Origin of the sequence: Burkholderia sp. LS-044 (assembly GCF_004803625.1) — a bacterium.
Lineage (GTDB): Bacteria > Pseudomonadota > Gammaproteobacteria > Burkholderiales > Burkholderiaceae > Burkholderia > Burkholderia cepacia.
The window spans coordinates 145,878-164,633 of record NZ_SSWO01000015.1; the positions used below are offsets into that span (position 1 = coordinate 145,878).

Consider the following 18,756-nt stretch of genomic DNA (forward strand, 5'->3'; position numbering starts at 1 on the left):
TGCGATACGCAAAACAGCGATTCGAGCGCGACCCATCCCATCTCTCACGGTGCATGCCACCTCCGGCCCGCCATTACGCCGACGGCTCGACCGTGCCGCGTGCACGCCGGAATCTCCGGCTCAGCACCGTCAGCATCGGCTGCTCGATCCAGACATGACAGACGTAGCCTGACAGGCAGACCGCGCCCAGCACGGTGCACGTGACGGCGATACCCGCCCACGTGTGGAGATCGGCGCGTAGCCCGACGAGCTTGTCCGCCACACCGATCACGTACGGATGAATCAGATAGATCGAATAGCTGGGCGTCGACGAGGTCGTGCCGGAGCGTATCGAGCATGCGAACGATGGCGCTGGTTTCGGTGATCGGCAGCGCGATCCAGACTTCCGGGATCGTATTCGCCCGCACGTGCGCGGCGAACGCGTCGAGCGTGGAAAAGGGCTTCGATGCCGTTCGCGCCGGGTTGTGCGCAGCGGTCCGGATCGAGCAAGGCTGCCGCGCGATAGCGCGCCGACGGCGATTGCGCGATCCGTTCGAGCACGGCGGCGCAATGTGCGCCGCCGCCGCCGATCGCGACTGGCCGGGTGCGTTCGCCCACGTGGACGATCCGTTCGAGTGTCGCGCATACGGCGAGCCGAAACGCGACGAGTGCGATGCCGCTTGCCGTCGCCCAGAGCAGGAATCCGCTCGGCGGCACCGGCAACGCGCCGCGCATCGCGAACATGACGATTGCCGAGCCGGCGAGCGCGAGCAGCCATGCCGAGACGGTAAGGAATACGATGCGACAGGTCGCACGATCGCGCGGTATGCGTGCCACGCCGAACGCCGGGAACAGGATCATCGCGAACACCGCCGTGCTCGCGACGATCGCCACGTTGTCGGACGGATCGATGCCGTCGCCGGGAGAAAACCAGGCTGCCGCCGCGGTGCCGAGCGCGATCATCGTGATGTCGACGATGCGCGTGAGGAACCCATGGATCGCCGACGGAGCGGCAGCGTGCTGCTGTTCGAGTGCCGTATGCATATACCTTCGCTACCGATGTATTCGATGCGGCGTCCGATGCCTCGCGCAGGACGCAACGAGCCTTACCGCGCCGGGACAAATCCGGGCGGTGCCGTTGCTTCCGTTTCACGGGAGTGGTTGACGAGGGGAAGGGACGCTGCCTGCCTTAGAGGTCGATCGCGTGCATCGCATTGGCCGGATTTTTGATACGGTCAGGTCCGTGCCGGGGAGGGCGATGCGTTGGATTCGACTCAACCCATGGCAATTTTGGGTAACCTGGGATGCGATTTAAATGGGACGAGTATTAATGCGTTCGTCATCAATTGATACACGTACTAATGCGATGCGAGGGAGTTTTCGCGATGCGTGTGTTGCGAACGACCGGGCATCGATCGCAGGGGTTATCGATGCCGTGTTTGCTCGAGCACGACGGCATGATCGATGCATGGTCGGTATGCGGCCCTGAGATGGACCTGCATGCTCGAAGGGCGGAGGATGTGTCGCGAGAGCTTCGGCGTATTCGAATGACGGACGGCACGATTTGCCTTCGAGATGGCCGGCGATCTTCGCGAAGGAGGGATTAAATCGGGATAACAAATCGTGGAAATGACGGGGGGCGAGGCCGTCATCGATCGCATCGAATGCGGGCACGAGCGTTACCGCAGGTGCGGGCGCAATGGCGATCCTGCAACCATTCGCGCCTGTTGGCGAGATGCATGTACGTGCCGCGCATCGACACGCGGCATCATTGCCCCGTCCGTCGCTCAGCCCTTCGCGACGACGTCGATGCGCAGCGCGTCGCCGCCGGCGACGATCGCGAGCAGGCGATCCACGTTCGGATGGGCGCCGGGGCGGTTGCGTGCGTCGGCGGTGTGTTCTGCGAACACGGCCAGGCCATGCTCGGCCGCCTGCGCGTCGAGCGTGCCGAATGCCTGCTTCAGGTAGTGGTACACCGCGAGCGAGCCCTGCTTGCCCGGCTGGTTCTCGATGGTCGCGACCACGTCGCCGTTCGCGTCGACGAGATCGATGCGCGCGATGCCGTCGATGGCCGGCAATTGCGCGAGGTTGTCCTTGAATACAGGGGTCGGTTGAATCACTGAAAACACTCCGTCGGTTTGATCGTGGAAAGGTGGCGGCCTGTATGTTATCTGATTCGCCGCGATGCACTTTTCGACGCAACCGGGCGATCTGCACGGAGTCTGATTGTCCGATCGTAGGCGCGCGCGGCGGCCGATTGCGGGCACGCGGGAATGCTCCGCGACGTGCAGTCGGCCGGTTTGCCATGCCTGCTTCTCGTGCCGCCGCCGCTTCAGCGTGACAGTCGCGATCGCAATTTCAAGACATGCCGGTCGTCAATTGTTGCCATCAAGACAACACGGTGAACGCGTTGGCGACGCTACTGACGTCGGGAATCCAAATCTACAATTTGTTTGAGCGCGGGTTGTACAACGCTTGTTGCATGTTCCAACCCGACGTATCTGCCGCAACGAAACCGGCAACCCGTCCGCTTCGTCCAGCTGGATCGTTCTTGCCTGCTGCGGAAACGCCGTTCTTTTCAACGGAGCAACCATGACATTCAATTTCTTGCCGCGATCGACCCTCTGCTCCGCGATGCTCTTGTCGATCGTGCCGACCATCGCTGTCGCGGGAACGTTCTCCGTCAAAGTCGATGACCTGAACCATGGCCGGTTCGAGAACGAACAGGTCTACGGCGGATTTGGCTGCCACGGCGGAAACGTCTCGCCACGCATTTCGTGGTCCCATCTTCCTCACGGAACGAAGAGCGTCGTCGTGACCATTCACGACCCCGATGCCCCGACGGGCGGACTGGGCTGGATGCATTGGGGCGTCGTCAATATTCCGGCATCCGACACGTCGATCGAAAAGGGCGCCTCCGGCGATCCGAAGCGGATGCCTGCGGGGGCCATCGAAACGCTGACCGACTTCGGCGCGGCGAAATACGGCGGGCCTTGCCCGCCTCAGGGGGAGTCGCACCGATACATCGTTACGGCATCGGCGCTCTCTGTTCCGAGTATCGACGTGAACGCCACGTCGAGCCCGGCCCTCGTGGCATATCAGATGCACGGAAAAGTGATTGCCCGGGCTCGCTACGTTGCGATGTATCACCGGGCGGCAGAGTGAGCGTCCTGGCGGGAGGTCATCGCGGCGACCTCCCGTCGTCGACACTCAGGTTCACGCCGTTGACGAAACGCCCGTCGCTGCTGACGAGAAACAGTGCGGCGCGAGCCGGTGACCTGCGGCCGAATTCTATGACCGGTAAGGCGGTGAGTCTCGCGTCGATCGTATCCCCTGGGGTTTGCTTGCGACTAGCCCGGACCATCGCTGGCGGCAGCGAGAAGCGGAACGACCAGATCGCTGATCGGCGTCGGAATGCCGTGCGTTCGTCCGTAGCGCTGCACGACGCCGTTCCGGCAGTCCCATTCGAGCGGATGGTTGCTTTGTCGGTCGGCAAGGATGGACGTACCTAAATCGGGCGGAAAGCCATGCAATCCATCGACGATTTCCTGCGGCACTTCATCGCCCAGCTTCGCGCCCTCCGCCCGCGCGACCTCGAGACATTCCCGCAAGTAGGCGAGCGACAGTTCGGTGATGTCGCTTCGCGCGTACATGCCGGCGCGGCGACCGGTCAGCACCATGAGTCCCGCCACTGCGTTCTGCAAGAGCTTGCGCCAGGCGAGCGAGATGAAATCCTCCGCCACCTCCGGCGCGCAGCGCGTGCCGTGCAAAGCGGAGACCACCACGTTGCTCGCCGGCGTATCGGGCAGGGTGAGCCGAGGCTTGCCCCGCAGCCACACCGATGCGCCCGATTCGCGCTGCGCCGGAAACCAGACGACCGAAGGCACGACCGTGGCGCCGGACGCATACGGTGCGAACGCGGCTTTTTGCTCGACGCCGTTTTGCAGCACGCAGACGACGGTATTCGCATCGCATAGCGCGGAGACCCAGGGTGCTGCACTCGCTATCTGCGTCGACTTGACCGCAACGAACACGAGATCGAACTTTTCCTCGACCGCGTGCGGATCGGTCAGTACGGGCCCGGGCACGACGATCTCGCCGCCGTCGAAGCGCAGCTTCAACTGTTCGTGCGCCGAGCGGCCGCAAATCACCGGCGTGCGGCCGGCTTCATGAAGGGCCGCGGCGACGGTCGTTCCGATTGCGCCCGGACCGACGAGGGCGACGGTCGGGTAGTCAGCGTTCGTCATGGTGTTCATCCTGTTCAGTCATCCGCCAGATGCGGGCGCAGTGCGAGGGCGAGCGGAAAAATCGCGAGGGCGGTCAGCGCGGTCGCATACGTGGCGCCATGCACACCGATCCTGTCGCCCAGGAAACCGTAGAGAACAGGCGATATCGCGCCGGATGCGATCGTCCCTGTGTAGAAAATCGCGAATGCGCGCTCGGTGCGCTCGGGTGCGGACATCTCCGGAACGGTTCCGTACAGCACCGACGAAGTGCCGTTGAGCATCATACCCAGAATCGGCAGCAGCACCATGGCAAGTGCCAAAGGGAGATACATCACCGCGACGATGCACACGGCTGTACCACCCTCCGTGAGCAGCACCGTCCTGACCATACCCAGACGCGCGCCCAGCCAGCCACACATGAATTTGCCGGCCGCACCGCCTGTGAAAACGAGTGCAAGCGCCGTTCCCAGCAGTTGCGGCGAGACACCTTTTGCCTTGAGCAGGAAAGGCAGAAATGTCAGCAGTCCCATGCGTACCGCCGTATCGAGCACGCCGATGGAAAACAGGGTGGGGAATCCGCTTCCCCCAGTGCTGCTGCGTTGAGCGGACGCTTGTTCTTTGGCCGCCGTCTTGCCGGCGCCACGCGGCACGGCGGGAAACCAGAGCGCGATGACGGCGGCCACGACGCAGCCCAATCCGGCGACGATCCATAGCGCGTGACGCCACGGCATCATGGTCACGAGCAGCGAAATGGCGGCCGGCAGTGCGGATTTCCCCAGATCGCCGGCAAAGTTGTAGATGCTCAGCGGGCCTCTCGCGTCGCGTCCGTAGAGGCGAGAGACGGCGCCCGATGCGATCGGATGCTGCGTGCTGGATCCGCCGCCCGAAATCGCCAGCGCCACGCCCAGACCGAGCAGGCCACCCGACAGGCCCGCGAGCGCATAACCGAGCGCGGCGAGCAGTGTGCCGAATGCGAGGGTCGTGCCGCTGCCCAGGTGTTGCGCGAGGCGCCCCGCGGACAACTGGAGCGTCGCCATCGTGCCGGCATAGATGCCGCGCAGGATGGCCAGGGCCGCAAAGTCGAGCCCGAATTCCGACTGCCACACGGGTAGCAGCGCGTAGATCATGTCCGTATAGCCATCGTGCATTGCGTGCGCAATGCAGGACAGCCACAGCACGCGCCGTCGGGGTGGCGCAGTCTCCCGCGTCGCGGGAGGGGAAAAAACCGGCAGGCGCATCGTCATTTGCTCCGTGCGAGCGGTCGGTGGAAGCCGCTCGTGGCATCGTTTTCACGCTCGATGTGTCAATTTTATGGGTGACGCAGCGGCCATTTCAATTGAACTAAAATCGCGTCAACGGAGAGAAAAAGTCACGTCATGAACGACAACCAGGACACGGCGAAGCATCGGGGCGAGTTGCCTCCGCTCAATGCGCTGCGCGCTTTCGATGCGGTCGCGCGGCACGGCAGCTTCGCGGGGGCGGCGGTGGAACTGCATGTCACCCACTGGGCCGTAGGCAAGCAGATCCGGCTGCTGGAGGACTGGTTCGGCCTGCCGTTGTTCGACCGTCGTCCGCGCGGTGTCGTGCTGACCGACGAAGGGGCCGCGCTGCTGCATGACGTCAGCCACGTGTTCGAGCGCCTCGGTACCGCGGTGGGGCGGCTGCGCCACGACACGTTCAAGCACCGGATATCGGGCGTCGTGCGGGTGAATGTGCCGATGAGCTTTGCGCTGTGCTGGCTGCTGCCGCGGCTCGCCGATTTCCATTCGCGCTACCCCGACATCGACGTGAGGGTGTCGACGACATCGCGCAAGTTGCGCTATGTCGCCGACGCTTTCGATATCGGTGTTCGTTCCGGTCCCGAGCAGGGCGCGGGCGTCGTATCGCGCCCGTTGATGCCCGACCTGCGCGTGCCGGCCTGCAATCCCGCATTGCTGCGCCGGCAACCGATACAGAGCGTGGCCGACCTGCGCCATCACACCCTGCTGCATTCGGCCACGACGCGCTCCGCCTGGTCGCACTGGTTGCAGGAAGCGGGGGCTTCCGATCTGCGCGCCGCGCGTCATGTCGAATTCGATCACGTGAATCTTCAGCTCGGCGCGGCGATCGAGGGGCTCGGCGTGGCCCTGGCCTCACTGCCGCTGATCGGGCGCGATCTCGCCGAGGGGCGCCTCGTGTGTCCGATCGCGTCGCCCGTATGGCGTGCTGACGACTACATGCTGGTGACGAACGCCGATCGTGCCGACGATGCCGCGGTGTCCGCGTTCGAGCAATGGATGGAACGCATGGCGGGCCGCGAGGCGGGATAGGTTCGCGGTGTCGATCCGCGCGATCGGCACGGCGATGCACAGGGCCGGCAGTACGAGGCGGTGCGGGGTCGGCGCAGCCGCATCGATACCGCCGGTGGAGGCACGACGAAGCACGGGGTTCACGGCCATTGCGCCGGGCGCTTCGTTACCGTCCAGCGCTGGTCAACATGCCCGCTTCACGCGAACGCTCGATATCGGGGCTGCGATACGCGCGCTCGGGAATCTCCGCGAGCCGCGACGCATGCACCTGCCGCGGCGCCAGCCCGTAGAACTTCTGGAAGCTCATGATCAGCGGCGACCATTTGTCCGGATCGATGCGGTCTGCGTGGCCTTCCATCAGCAGGTCGGGATGCACGTGCACACGCTGGATGCGCAACTCGAACACGCGGATGTGGCCGCGCAGGTCCGGCGCCTCGTCGCCGATCCCGTGCGTGGCCGCGACGACCGCTTCCATGTGCACCGGGCATTCGAGCGCGCGCGGCGGCGCGACGGTTTGCGACGCGGTTGCGGTGAGCCCGGCCGTGCCGAACTTGTCGGGCTCGAATACGTAGCCTCTCGCGCGCTTCCCGTCGGGCACCGGATGCGTGCCCGTCGTGCGCGCGATCCGGTCGACCGCGTCCGCCTGCGCCGACGACGGCAGATTCAGCACGCATTCGCCGGTGCGCAGCAGGTTGCGGGTGGTCTGCGAGCTGGCGGCGATGCCGATCACGCCGCGCCAGCCGAGCCAGAACGCGGACGAGATCGGCGCGAGATTGGGCGTGCCGTTTTCGTTCAGCGTGCTGACCAGCACGACGGGCGTGCCGAAATAGAGGATGTTCGGTTCGGTGACGCAATGCGGCGCATTCATGGCGGGTGCCCTCGGTGACGAATCAGTCCGCATGCTGATCCTGTCGCGGCGGCACGGCGCTCCGAATCTTGTCGTGTCATTCCGGAGGGGCGCAGGCGGCGTGGGCGCCGCAATGGGCAGGCCGGCATCACGCGCGCTTTTCCGCTAGAGTAGGAAATCGCAGGCCGCGACCGCCGCACCACGCACGCGGGCGCGGCCACGTTCCGCCAACGCACACGAGGGCCTGATGGATACCGAGCAACGCTACACCGCCAATGCACCGACGCGCGCGGAAGTCGACGCACTGGGCGGCGCCACCGTCATCGAATTCGGCGCGAACTGGTGCGGGATCTGCGCAGGCGCGCAGCCCGCGATCACTGCGTCGTTCTCCGCGCATCCTGCGGTGCGGCACCTGAAGATCGAGGATGGCCCGGGCCGCCCGCTCGGCCGCTCGTTCGGCGTGAAGCTGTGGCCGACACTCGTCTTCCTGCGCGACGGTGTCGAGGTCGCGCGCGTCGTGCGTCCGGCCGACGCGAAGCAGATCGAAGCCGACGGCTTCGCCGCGCTCGCCTGAGGTCACCGAGATGCAACAGGCCATCACGCACATCGGCGTCGACACGCGCGGCAGCGGCCTCGTCGAATTCACGCCGCAGGTGCGCGCATTCGTCGACCAGCAGGCGATCCGCACCGGCCTGCTCACGGTGTTCTGCCGCCATACGTCGGCGTCGCTGCTGATCCAGGAGAATGCGGATCCGTCGGTGCAGCGCGATCTCGAACGCTACTTCGCGACGCTCGCACCGGAGGACGCCACGCGCTACGAGCACGACACCGAAGGGCCCGACGACATGCCCGCGCATCTGCGCACGGCGCTCACGCAGGTACAGCTGTCGATCCCGGTCGAGCACGGGCGCATGGTGCTCGGCACGTGGCAGGGCATCTACCTGTTCGAGCATCGCCGCGCCGCGCACCGGCGCGACATCGTGCTGCATCTGATCGGCGAATGAGTCTCGACGGGTGACGTCACGCGCGGCTCGCAATGCGGTGCCTATGCGCACACGGCATCGCGGGCTTACGCGAGCAGTTTGTCGACGAGCGCACCGAGTTCTCGCAGGTGGACGGGCTTCGGCAGGAATGCGTCGAATACCCGCTTGTTTTCGCCCAGCGCAGCCGATTCATACGCGCTGACGCCGAGGATCGCCGGATGTCGGCCGTCGTCGTCGGGTTGTGCCACCGCGCGAATGCGCCGTGCGACGTCGAAACCGCTCAGGTCCGGAAGCTCGAGATCGAGCACGACGATGTCGTAGCGGCTCGCACCGAAGCGCGCGACGCCTTCCTGCCCGGTGCTGCACAGATCGACGTCGATGCCGAGCGCCGACAGCATCGCGCCAAGCGTTTCGCGTGCGTTGTCGTCGTCGTCGACCACCAGCGCGCGCCGGTCGCGGTACGCGGCCGCGTGCGGCAGCGCGGGCGCGTCGCCGGCCGCATTGCCGGCGGTGTCGATGCCGGGCACTTCGGCCGGCAGCGTCACGACGAACTCGCTGCCTTCGCCCACCGTGCTGCGCACGTCCACATGCCCACGCAGCGTCGTCACGATTTCGCGCACGACGGCGAGCCCCATGCCGATTCCGTCCACATGCAGCCCGACCGCGTCGTTCGCGCGATAGAACGGCTCGAAGATCTTCGACAGGTGCTGTTTCGCGATGCCGGCGCCCGTGTCGCGCACGGCGATCTTCAATTGCTGGCCGGCCGGCGCGTCGGCGAGCGTGATCGACACGTCGATCGATCCGCCGAGCGTGTACTTGACCGAGTTCTCGATCAGGTTCGACAGCACCTGACGCAGCAGCTTGCGATCGGAACGGATCGCAAGCTGCTGCGGCTCGACTCGCTGCGTGACCGTGATCCGCCTGGCCGCGATCTTCTCGCGCAGCGGGTCGAGCACCTCGGCGAGCAGCGACGCGATGCCGACGGTTTCCCGCTCGGTGAGGCGCTTCGTCGAGCGCAGCTTGATGTAGTCGGTCAGGTCCTTGACGAGCGCCTCGAGGGACAGCGCGGAATTCTGCAGCCGCCGGATCGTCTTCAGGTTCGCGTCCGACTGCGGGCGCGCGAGCAGGATCTCGACCGATCCGCAGATCGCCTGCAGCGGCGTGCGCAACTCGTGGCTGACCATCCCGAGGAATGCGTTCTTCGCCTCGATCATTTCGAACGCGCGATCGGACGCCTTGCGTTCCGCGTCGAGCGCCGCGTCCTGCCGTTCGAGCAGGTCGTCACGCGTGCGCATCGTATAGAACAGCAGCAGGAACAGCGCGCAGAGGATCACGCCGAGCACGATGCCGAGGATCAGGATCGCGCGCTGCTTTTCCTTCAGCTGATGGAACGTGAAGTCGCGCTGCGCCATCTCGATCGCGCGGAAATAGTTCGCGAGGCCGTTGACCTTCGGCCAGTACGCGTTCACGTCGTCGATCACCTGCCGTGCGCGCTTCGGCGAATCGCGCAACGGCGGTACGTCGCGCTTCAGGCGCGTCATGAATTCGCCGAGCGCGTCGATCTCGTTGCGCGCGCGCGGGATGCGCAGCCAGTATTGGGACACTTCCGACGGCCGCTGCAGAAAGCCGAACGACACCGACAGGCTGTCGAGCTGCATCTGGACGTGATTGAAGTCGTCGTCCTCGTGCGTCGCGTAGAGGATCAGTTGCCGGTCGAACCGCGTATAGACGTTCCGGTATTGCGCGGCGGTCCAGAACACGCCTTCGCGGGGCCCTTCGAGTACGCCCTCGTTGACCGAGGTGGCGAGGAGGTCCCACAGCAGGAACGCCCACGCGGCGAACCCCATGATCCACAGCGAGCCGAGGACCAGGATGATTTTTCTATTTTTCCATCGCCCGCGTTTCATTTCACCGTCAGGCCGATGATCTGCCACGCGAACTTGGCTTCGCCGAGCGGCGTCTTCAGTTCGTCGGGATACTGGTCGCGCGGATACATGATCCACAGCGGGCCATAGTTGTCGTTGTCGAGCACCTTGCCGTTCATCGTCCGCGCGAGGATCACCCCGTAGCGGTCGGCGTCGGACACGGGAATCGTGAACGTGTACTCGTCGATGCAGCGGAACTCGATCTGCGTGCCGTGCGCGCCGACGGTCTTCAGGATGTCGGACAGGCGCGGGCCGGTGAAGGTCGCCTTCGGCGTCCAACTCGTCGACGTGACGATCGTGTGCTGGGGAAGCGCCATCAGTGCCTGTTCGGAGAAGACGTAGGCCGTCTTGCCCGGCTGGTTGTGCCTGTCGATCTTGCCGTCGACGGTGAACGTGAACGACGAGGCGGCCCACGCCGCGGCGGCCATGCCGAGCAGGCAGGCCGTCAGCAGGCTCTTGGTCCAGATGGTCGGAATTCGCATGTCATTCCCTCGGTCTTGTCGCGTGGTGTGGTGGCTTGTGTTTCCGGTCTCAGTTCGCGGCGGCCGCGGCCGGCAGCGTGATCTTCAGTTCGCGCGCCACTTCGGCGAACAGGATCGGCAGGCGCACCGGCTTTTCCTCGCAGCGCGCGTTGTAGTGCGACACGATGTGCGCGATTTCGTCTTCGCTGGCTTCACCGGTCGAGATCTTGCCGGTCAGCAGGAAGATCGGCGCGCCGCTGTTCTCGCTCGAGCGGATGCCGCGCACGAGTTCGGCGGCGGTCTGGTCGCCGAGCATCCAGTCGAGGATGTAACCGTCGAAATCCTCTACCTCGAGTGCCTTGCGGAACGATGCGCCGTCGAAGTACGGGATCGCGTTCACGCCTTTTTCGATGAAATATTCACATACGGTTTCGGCGACGTCCTGCGAATCGTCGACCACGGCGATCCGCGCCGCATACACGTTCGGCTGGGACGAGCGCAGCTCGATCACGTCGACCGGATACGTGCGGCCCTCGCGCGCGTGCTGACGCTCGGTGATGAGCCACTCGCCCTGCCATTGCAGCGCGACGAAGTCCGTCTCGATCTGGCTGCTGGCCTTGGTCGAGATCGCGGCGCGGCAGCGAAAGCGCCGCGACTCGATCACGAGCGTCGCGTCGATCATCTCGGCGGCGGCCGGCTGCGTGCCCTTGTCGTCGAGCAGGATCGCGGGCGGCACGCCGAAATGCGTCGCGATGTCCTGCAACTGCGACAGGTTCCACGGGATCAGGCCCTTCATCTTGCGGGTGACGACAGAGAAGCTGAGGCCGAGCACGTTCGCGATCGTCGTGTTGTGACTTCGCGGCGGAATGCCGTTCCGGTTCAGTAGGTCGCGCACCTTGTTGGCGGTGATCAGATCGACGTTGGCCTGCTCGCTGTTGGACATCTCGATGGGGTCTCCAGGGGTTTTGGCGAGGGAGAGCATATCAAAACTGACGTGACACGCAAACTTTGAAAAAGCGAATCACCTTGACATGCTGTTTTTCTCCATTATTATTGCTCACCACGTCACCTTTGTTTGTCGCGTCATGTTTGGAGATCGCAGCCGGCGGGAGCCGGTACAACGAAAAGCGACAACAATGAAGCGGTGACTGAACGATTCGAAGAGAGAACCTGAGAGAGCCTTGGGGTGCGTGTCGGCGTCGACGGATTGTATCCGTTGCGCCGCGCGCCGCCGGGTGCGAGCTCACGGGGGTGAAAGGCTCGAAGAATTGCGGCGCCAATAAAACTTGAGGAAAGTACCAATGTTCCGCCGTCTACTCGCACCGGGGCTGCTGTTGCTGTTGGCCGCGTGCGCGCAGGATCCGTCCGTCACCGGCAACACGGTGCGGATCTGCGACGACACGGGTTGTTCTTACCGCCCGAAAGATCAGGTCTCCTATCAGAAAAAGGACGATTCGGAAGACCGGGAAGATCCGCGCATCGCCGCGCTGAAGCAAACCGCGAAGACCCAGCCGAAGGCCGCGTACGACCTCGGCCTGCGCTACTTCCGCGGCGACGGCGTGCGCCAGGACAGCTACCAGGCCCTCAAGTGGATGCGCGAGGCCGCCGAGCGCGGCGACCTGCAGGCGCAGAAGGCGCTCGGCAGTTTCTACCTGTTCGGCCTCGAGGAAATGGGCTCCGACGCGCGCGAAGCGGAGAAGTGGCTGTCGATCGCGGCCGGCCGCGGCGACAAGGAGTCGAAGAAGCTGCTCGACCTTGCACGCAAGGCCAAGAAGGAAGACGAAGAAGACTGGAAATGGCGCACGCAGTGGCGTGACGTCTATTACGGCTACTGGTACTCGGGCTATCCGTACTACGGCGTCTGGCAGCAGACGTACTGGTACTACTGACCGGGCCTGAAGCAACGGGGGCAGCAGCGGGGAGACCACCATCGCGCGCCAGCCGGGGGGCTTATCGAAGTTCGCACGAACACATAAGCCGAACAACGACTCTAATCGATCGACAACGACATGAAGACCAACCTTTCCCAACGTCTCACTCAAGGTGCGCTGGTCGCAGCGCTTTGCGCGTCCGTGGCGGGCTGCGGCGGCATGGTGACGCCCGGCGGTCAGAACGCGGGCGTGACCGGTGCCGCCGCGGGCGGCACGAGCGCCGGCGCCGATACGGGGCTGCAGCGCTGCGCGTCGCCGCTCGGCACGATCGCGGTCGATGACGGCCGCAATGCCGACTGGTGGGGCCCGTTCGGCAGCGCGACCAAGATGACGACGATCGACCCGCTGCTGCGCCTGGCCGTCCAGCAGTCGAACTGCTTCGTGATCACGTCGATCGGCAACCAGAAGAGCGACGCGCGCCTGTCGCGCATCACGCAGCTGCAGCGCAACTCGGGCGAATACCGCGCGGGCTCGAAGCAGCAGAAGGGCCAGCGTGTCGCGGCCGACTACTACATGGAACCGCAGATCGTCATCAACGATTCGCCGATCGGCGGCATCGGCAGCATGATCGGCGGGCTGATCGGCAACAGCGCGGTGGCGGCTGTGGCCGGCCACCTGCAGACGAAGGCATCGGTCGTCACGCTGACGCTGTTCGACGTGCGCTCGGCCGTGCAGATCGCGGCATCGGAAGGCAGCTCGACGGCGACCAACTACGGTGCCGCGCTGGGCGGCTTCGGCGGCGGCGTGGGCGGTGCGCTCGCGGGCTTCTCGTCGACGCCGGAAGGCAAGGCGACGGTCGTCGCGTTCATCGACGCGTACAACAAGATGGTCGTCGCACTGCGCAGCTACAAGGCGCAGGACGTCAAGGGCGGCCTCGGCCGCGGCGGCCAGTTGCAGGTCAACTGACGTTGACCGGCCCGCGGCGCGCCGCGGGCCGATTTCCGATTCGAGACTGTCCGTACGCGTGGTGTGATTCCGCTCGTACCGGCTTCGCTCATCTTTTTTGCTTCGAGGTGACCCCGATGAAAGCCGCTGCATTGATCGCATTGACCTGTCTGGCGCTGACCGCTTGCGGCGGCGACGACAATTCCTCGCCCGCCGCGTCCGGCGGATCGGGGACGAGCAACAACGGCGGCACTGGTGGCACTGGTGGCACAGGCGGTAGTGGAAGCGGCGGCAACGGCGGCAGCGGTGGCTCGGGCGGTTCGGGCGGCGGCACGATGACGTGGCGCTACGACGCGCAGCCGACCGCGGCGGATCAGGCGAGTTTCCTGACGCTCCTCAACAGTGAAGGCGCAAAGGGCTACCGCTATCTGGGCGACTATTACTACAACGCATCCAGCGGCGGTTCGCGCTCGATCTTCGTGAACGACGGCACCGCGCAGACCTACACGTACCAGTTGCAATCCACGCCGGGCGACTGGACGACGTTCCTCAACCAGGCCAACACGCAGGGCACGAACGGCTATCGCTACGAAGGGCCGCTCACGTACGGCTACCTGTATCGCAAGGATGGCGGTTCGTCGGCCACCTACACGTACACGACGACCGGCCTGCCTGCCGACCCGAACGCGTTCCTCACGCAGGCGAACGGCCAGGGCCAGTCGGGCTACTGGTTCCTGGGCCCGATGGTGATCGGCTCGGTACAGGCGAACGTGTACATGAAGAACAATGCGTCGGGCGCGACCTACACGTACGACGCCCTCACGCCGACGACGAACGTCAGCGACTTCATCGCGCAGGCCAACAGCGAAGGCGCGAAGGGTTATCGCGCGAAGGGCGGGATGCTGTTCGGCAGCACGATCTCGTGGGTCTACGTGAAGGACCAGACTCAATCGCCGACCTTCACCTACCAGTCGGCCGCGATCCAGTCGACCGGCGCGAGCTTCGTGCAGCAGGCGAACGGTTTCGGTGCGCAAGGCTCCGCTTACCTGAGCGATATCGCGCTCGGCACGACGCCGCCGATCGTGACGGCATCGTTCTATTTCAAGCCGACGAACTGCACGGGCTTCCTGTGCACGACGCTCAATCCGCTCACGCAGAACTGAGCGGGCGCTGCCGGCACAACGGCGGTGCGCGGGCGATCCTGCCGGGTCGTTCCGCGCGGGTCGAATCGGGTGCCTCGGTGCGTCGCGAGATTCGTTGACGCATCTTTTGCCGCCGGCTTGCCGGCGGTATTTCATTTCGGGCGTGCCTGCGGCGATTCGATGAAGCAACCTATCCGGACGGACAGGTGCGCGACACACGATTCCGCCGTCGAGTTTCGTTCAAGTTCAAAACAATCATTCAAACAAATAGGACGTGTACTAAAAGGATAATGCACGCCTGATTTTCGCAGTGTCGTTTGGCATGATCGGGACATCGCTATCCCGATTGTTTCCATCGTGACGTCCATCCGCAGGGGATCTGCTGCAGGTCCGCGCCCAGGGCTCCGTCACGCCGAGTCATGTCATACAGCACGCTTCAGTCCATTCGCCGCTACCAGAGCATTTCGATGTTCGGGGGCGGCATCGTCGTCACGATCCTGATCCTGATCGCCTGCGGGCTCGGGATCACGTCGATCGTCTACGGCTATCTGGACGGCGAGCGGCGCAATTTCCTGAACGGTGTCGAGGAAGCCTCGGACGAGATACAGGTGGCCGAGACGTCGTTCCGCAACGGCGTCACGAATACGCAACTCATCTGGCGAGAGATCGGCGCGGCGCCGGCCGACGTCGTGCACACGTTCTTCGCCGACGGCCAGCAGCTCGCGATCAAGCCGTATCCGTCGCTCGTGGTCGGCGTGCCGGGGCAAACGGCGCAGCGCGACGAGGTCGCGCGCTATCTCGCGTTGTCGTTCCTGCTGTCGCGCATCTGCGCGGCGAGTTCGCTCAATCGCGGGCGCACGCTCGAGGGTTACCACTACAGCACGCGCACGGGCGTCTTCGGCCTCGTGCCGCACCTGACGCGCGACAATCCCGCGCTGGCATCGGCCGGCGCACGTGCACACGTGCTCGATGCGTTGCGCGTCGATTTCGACGGCTCGCCGCCGGCCCCGAACGACGGTCGGCCGAATGTCCGCTGGCTGCCGCCCTACGTCAACCCCGTCACCAGGCAGGTGCGCATCCGCGTTGCCGCCGAGGCGCGCGCCGCCGGCCAGCCGTTCGCGGTGCTGGTCACCGAATACGCACCCGAATACCTGCTGTCATGGCTGCCCGGGCGGGCCCTGGCCGGCACGTTCTTCGTCACGTCGGCGGACAATCGGCTGATCGCGATCGATCCCGACGTCGAACGCACGAACGCACTCACCGAGCGCTTGTTGAACCTCGATGTCGCGCATCGTGGCGCCGTGTCCGCCGAGCCGCTCTTTCGCGACGGCGCGATCGTGTTCAGCAGCAAGCTCGCGGCAACCGGCTGGACGATCGCCTATGCGCTGTCGTGGGGCGACGTGGTGGCCGGCATCGGCGTGCAGGCCGGCGCGCTCGCGGCGTCGACCCTCGTTGCGATCGTCGTGATGTGGTTGCTGCTCGTGCGCTTTCACCGGCGCGTGCTTGTGCCGGTGTATGCACGCTCGGCCCGCGTGTTCGACAGCGAGGCGCTGTGTCGCAGCGTGATCGCGATGGCGCCGGTCGGCATCGGCCTCGTGTCGCTGTCCGACCGGCGCGTGATGCTCGCGAGCGACGCGCTCACGCAGATGCTGCTGCCGCATGAAGGCGATCACCATGCGCTGTCCGCGCAGGTACTCGAGAAGTACGACGCGTTCGTCGCGAACGGCGGGGCAGGCCGGACGATGACGACCGAACTCATGCTCGACGCACGCGGCGATGCGCCGCTGCACCTGGAGGTCATCGCGCACAGCGCACGTTATCAGGGCGAGGACGTGCTGATTGCGACGTTCGCCGACACGAGCGCGCAGCGCCGCCTCGTTCGTCAGCTCGAGGAAGCCGTGCGCGCGGCCGATTCGGCGAATGCGGCCAAGTCGTCGTTTCTCGCCGCGACGAGCCATGAGATCCGCACACCGCTCAACGTGATCCTCGGCAACCTCGAGCTGCTCGAGCGCACGGCGCTCGACGCATCGCAGCAGAGCCGCGTGCGGACGTTGCGCGCGTCGGCCGAAGGGCTGCTCGCGATCGTCAGCGACGTGCTCGATTTCTCGAAGATCGAAGCTGGCGCGATGTCGGTCGAGTCGATCGAGTTCGACGTGATCGCGGTGATCGAACGCGAGCTCGCGGCCTTCGCACCGGTCGCAAAGGCAAAAGGGTTGTCGCTGTTCGCCGATATCGATGCGAGCGGCGCGCAGCGGATGCGCGGTGATCCGACGCGGCTCGCACAGGTGGTCGGCAACCTGTTGAGCAACGCGATCAAGTTCACGAGCGACGGGCGTATCGTCGCGCGCGTGGCGGTCGGGCGGAGTGCGCGTGGTGCGCCCGAGATCGCGATCGGCATCGAGGATACCGGCATCGGGATCGACTTCGCGCAGCAGAACAGGCTGTTCAAGCCGTTCTCGCAGGTCGACGCATCGATCACGCGGCGCTACGGCGGCACGGGGCTCGGGCTCGCGCTGTGCGATCGGCTGGTCGCGGCGATGGGCGGCACGATTTCGGTCGACAGCGCGCCGCGCGTCGGCAGCCTGTTTACCGTGCGCTTGCCGCTGCGCGCGGGCATTGCGCCGAAATCCCCGGCCGGCGCGGGCGCCGGCCAGACGCTGATCGTCGTGTCGCCGGAGGACGCGTGGCGTGCGTTTGCATTTCCCCATCTGCGGGCATGGGGTTTCGACGTCGCGATGCATCCGAGTCCGATCGGGATTGCCGCCGGGTGCCTCGCGCGTGCACACGCGATCGTGCTCTTCGGCGACTCCGACCAATGGCGGCGCGAGGAGCTCGACAGTCTCGGCGGGGAGACGCCGGTCGTGCTGGCTACGCCGGACGGCCCGCTGCAGCCGGATGTCGCGGGCCGGACGATCCGCGTGTCGAGTTATTCGCTGAACGGGCTGTGCATGGCGATCGCGCAGGCGCGAGTCGCTACCGCCGAGTCGCCGCGCGGGCCGGGGCGCGCGACCGATTTCTGGCAGCCGTTGTTGCCGGCCTCCAGTGCGCGTGTGCCGCGTGTGCTGGTGGCCGACGATGCGGCGGTCAACGGGTCGATTTTCCGCGAGCAGCTGGATGTGCTCGGTTGCACGGTCCGGTGCGTGTCGTCCGGCGGCGCGGCGCTCGACACGCTCGCGAACGGCACGTGGGACGTGCTGCTGCTCGGTGCCGACCTGCCCGACATGTCGGCCCGGGAACTGGCGGAAGCCGTTCATGCGCGCGCCTTGCCGTGCGACATGATCATCGTGGCATCGCATCTGGCGCCCGACGATGCCCGGCGCTACGCGGCATCGAACGTCGCGTGCGTGTTGACCAAGCCGGTGACGCTGGCCGACCTGCGCCGCGGCCTCGTACGCATCGCGCGGCGGCGCGGGATCGTGTTGCCCGCGGGCGCGGCGGACGGGCGGCCTGCTTCGGGCGTAATGGCCGCTGCGGCGGCACACTGGCCAGGACGATAGAAATGGTGGCGCATCGGCGACGTAGATCGCCTGCGTCAGAACAGGGAAGGCAGACACGCCGCATTGCTTCGATGCCGCGTGAATTCGACTGAAGAAGGAAGGGTAAGGCAGTGCGCTATATGGGAAAGGTGTTCGGGCTGCTGCTTGGATTCGCGACGTTGCCGGAGAAATCCCGACGGGATTTCCTGACGAAGCTGAACGAATTCATGATGATGTCGCCGTCGCAGAAGCGGCGGGCCATCACCGAGTGGCAGCACGCCGCGGATGACAGGTCTGGTGAGCAGGACAAAACCGCGGTCAAGCATTAGGGCGCGGCTTCGGCCGCCTTGCGGGACGGGATGGATCGACGGCGTGGGGGCGTCGCCGATCGGACGTGCATGGGCGGCGGACTCTCGACGGTTCGACCCGTAACGTCACGCCGGGCGCGCCTGCGTGCGTGATGGCACGTGCGTCGGATCGTGGCGGGTACAGGCCGCCACGCCGGAGCGCAGAGCCGCCGCGGAACCCGTCTATTATCTTAAAATTACGCTGCGCACCGCCGGGTTCGCCGAACGCCGCGATGCGACCGTGTTGCGGGACCGATTCAAGTCCC

18 protein-coding genes are annotated in these 18,756 nt (G+C 65.5%); 9 read left to right on the forward strand and 9 right to left on the reverse strand.

Annotation, left to right across the window (positions count from 1 at the left end; translation table 11 throughout):
• Nucleotides 1-73: 73 nt before the first annotated feature.
• The 3 genes from E9536_RS42245 to E9536_RS31115 all read right to left on the reverse strand — a co-directional run bounded on the left by E9536_RS42245 (nt 74) and on the right by E9536_RS31115 (nt 2,099).
• On the reverse strand, nt 74-262 hold the full coding sequence (locus E9536_RS42245) for a hypothetical protein (protein ID WP_247873538.1): 189 nt from the start codon (nt 260-262) through the stop codon (nt 74-76).
• A 20-nt stretch (nt 263-282) separates the two neighbouring features.
• Nucleotides 283-1,023: a hypothetical protein gene (locus tag E9536_RS42250; RefSeq protein WP_247873539.1), complete on the reverse strand. Its 741-nt coding sequence runs from the start codon at nt 1,021-1,023 to the stop codon at nt 283-285.
• Nucleotides 1,024-1,766: 743 nt separating this feature from the next.
• Nucleotides 1,767-2,099 (reverse strand): DUF2322 family protein, encoded by a 333-nt coding sequence (locus tag E9536_RS31115; RefSeq protein WP_124533798.1) that lies wholly within the window; start codon nt 2,097-2,099, stop codon nt 1,767-1,769.
• A gap of 472 nt (nt 2,100-2,571) precedes the next feature.
• Here E9536_RS31115 and E9536_RS31120 point away from each other — a divergent pair, with 472 nt between their 5' ends.
• Entirely contained in the window at nt 2,572-3,144 is a 573-nt protein-coding gene (locus E9536_RS31120; RefSeq protein ID WP_059696124.1) for a YbhB/YbcL family Raf kinase inhibitor-like protein, read from the forward strand.
• Between the two features lie 185 nt (nt 3,145-3,329).
• Here the strand turns inward: E9536_RS31120 and E9536_RS31130 are convergent, their stop codons facing one another.
• Complete coding sequence (locus E9536_RS31130; RefSeq protein WP_060174189.1) at nt 3,330-4,226, reverse strand: oxidoreductase; 897 nt, start codon at nt 4,224-4,226, stop codon at nt 3,330-3,332.
• Nucleotides 4,227-4,240: 14 nt separating this feature from the next.
• Nucleotides 4,241-5,443, reverse strand: coding sequence for an MFS transporter (locus tag E9536_RS31135; RefSeq protein ID WP_136472015.1), 1,203 nt, complete (start codon nt 5,441-5,443; stop codon nt 4,241-4,243).
• A 138-nt stretch (nt 5,444-5,581) separates the two neighbouring features.
• Between E9536_RS31135 and gcvA the strand changes: the two genes are divergently transcribed.
• Nucleotides 5,582-6,514: a transcriptional regulator GcvA gene (gcvA, locus tag E9536_RS31140; protein WP_060086076.1), complete on the forward strand. Its 933-nt coding sequence runs from the start codon at nt 5,582-5,584 to the stop codon at nt 6,512-6,514.
• 145 nt (nt 6,515-6,659) lie between these two features.
• On the opposite strand, the gene E9536_RS31145 is transcribed toward gcvA, so the two are convergent.
• Nucleotides 6,660-7,361, reverse strand: coding sequence for a flavin reductase family protein (locus tag E9536_RS31145; protein WP_136471958.1), 702 nt, complete (start codon nt 7,359-7,361; stop codon nt 6,660-6,662).
• Nucleotides 7,362-7,587: 226 nt separating this feature from the next.
• On the opposite strand from E9536_RS31145, the gene E9536_RS31150 reads away from it, so the two are divergent.
• Together E9536_RS31150 and E9536_RS31155 are read left to right on the forward strand one after the other, a co-directional pair.
• On the forward strand, nt 7,588-7,914 hold the full coding sequence (locus E9536_RS31150) for a thioredoxin family protein (protein ID WP_006485487.1): 327 nt from the start codon (nt 7,588-7,590) through the stop codon (nt 7,912-7,914).
• A 10-nt stretch (nt 7,915-7,924) separates the two neighbouring features.
• Complete coding sequence (locus tag E9536_RS31155) at nt 7,925-8,344, forward strand: secondary thiamine-phosphate synthase enzyme YjbQ (protein ID WP_059696117.1); 420 nt, start codon at nt 7,925-7,927, stop codon at nt 8,342-8,344.
• 65 nt (nt 8,345-8,409) lie between these two features.
• On the opposite strand, the gene atsR is transcribed toward E9536_RS31155, so the two are convergent.
• Genes atsR through E9536_RS31170 form a run of 3 tightly spaced genes read right to left on the reverse strand, consistent with a single transcriptional unit; the run spans nt 8,410 to nt 11,652 of the window.
• Nucleotides 8,410-10,230: a hybrid sensor histidine kinase/response regulator AtsR gene (gene atsR, locus E9536_RS31160; protein WP_136471960.1), complete on the reverse strand. Its 1,821-nt coding sequence runs from the start codon at nt 10,228-10,230 to the stop codon at nt 8,410-8,412.
• Nucleotides 10,227-10,730 (reverse strand): molybdopterin-dependent oxidoreductase, encoded by a 504-nt coding sequence (locus E9536_RS31165; RefSeq protein ID WP_027789933.1) that lies wholly within the window; start codon nt 10,728-10,730, stop codon nt 10,227-10,229. The genes atsR and E9536_RS31165 overlap by 4 nt, the downstream gene beginning before the upstream one ends.
• Nucleotides 10,731-10,779: 49 nt before the next feature.
• Entirely contained in the window at nt 10,780-11,652 is an 873-nt protein-coding gene (locus tag E9536_RS31170) for a helix-turn-helix domain-containing protein (protein ID WP_027789932.1), read from the reverse strand.
• A gap of 358 nt (nt 11,653-12,010) precedes the next feature.
• Between E9536_RS31170 and E9536_RS31175 the strand changes: the two genes are divergently transcribed.
• The 5 genes from E9536_RS31175 (at nt 12,011) to E9536_RS31195 (ending at nt 18,472) form a co-directional block, all read left to right on the forward strand.
• Nucleotides 12,011-12,598, forward strand: coding sequence for an SEL1-like repeat protein (locus E9536_RS31175; protein WP_027789931.1), 588 nt, complete (start codon nt 12,011-12,013; stop codon nt 12,596-12,598).
• A 120-nt stretch (nt 12,599-12,718) separates the two neighbouring features.
• Nucleotides 12,719-13,546, forward strand: a complete 828-nt coding sequence (locus tag E9536_RS31180; RefSeq protein WP_027789930.1) for a hypothetical protein — start codon at nt 12,719-12,721, stop codon at nt 13,544-13,546.
• A gap of 116 nt (nt 13,547-13,662) precedes the next feature.
• Entirely contained in the window at nt 13,663-14,688 is a 1,026-nt protein-coding gene (locus E9536_RS31185; protein WP_136471962.1) for a hypothetical protein, read from the forward strand.
• Between the two features lie 398 nt (nt 14,689-15,086).
• Complete coding sequence (locus E9536_RS31190; RefSeq protein WP_136471964.1) at nt 15,087-18,164, forward strand: ATP-binding protein; 3,078 nt, start codon at nt 15,087-15,089, stop codon at nt 18,162-18,164.
• A gap of 119 nt (nt 18,165-18,283) precedes the next feature.
• Nucleotides 18,284-18,472: a hypothetical protein gene (locus E9536_RS31195; protein WP_081066157.1), complete on the forward strand. Its 189-nt coding sequence runs from the start codon at nt 18,284-18,286 to the stop codon at nt 18,470-18,472.
• Nucleotides 18,473-18,756 lie beyond the last annotated feature (284 nt).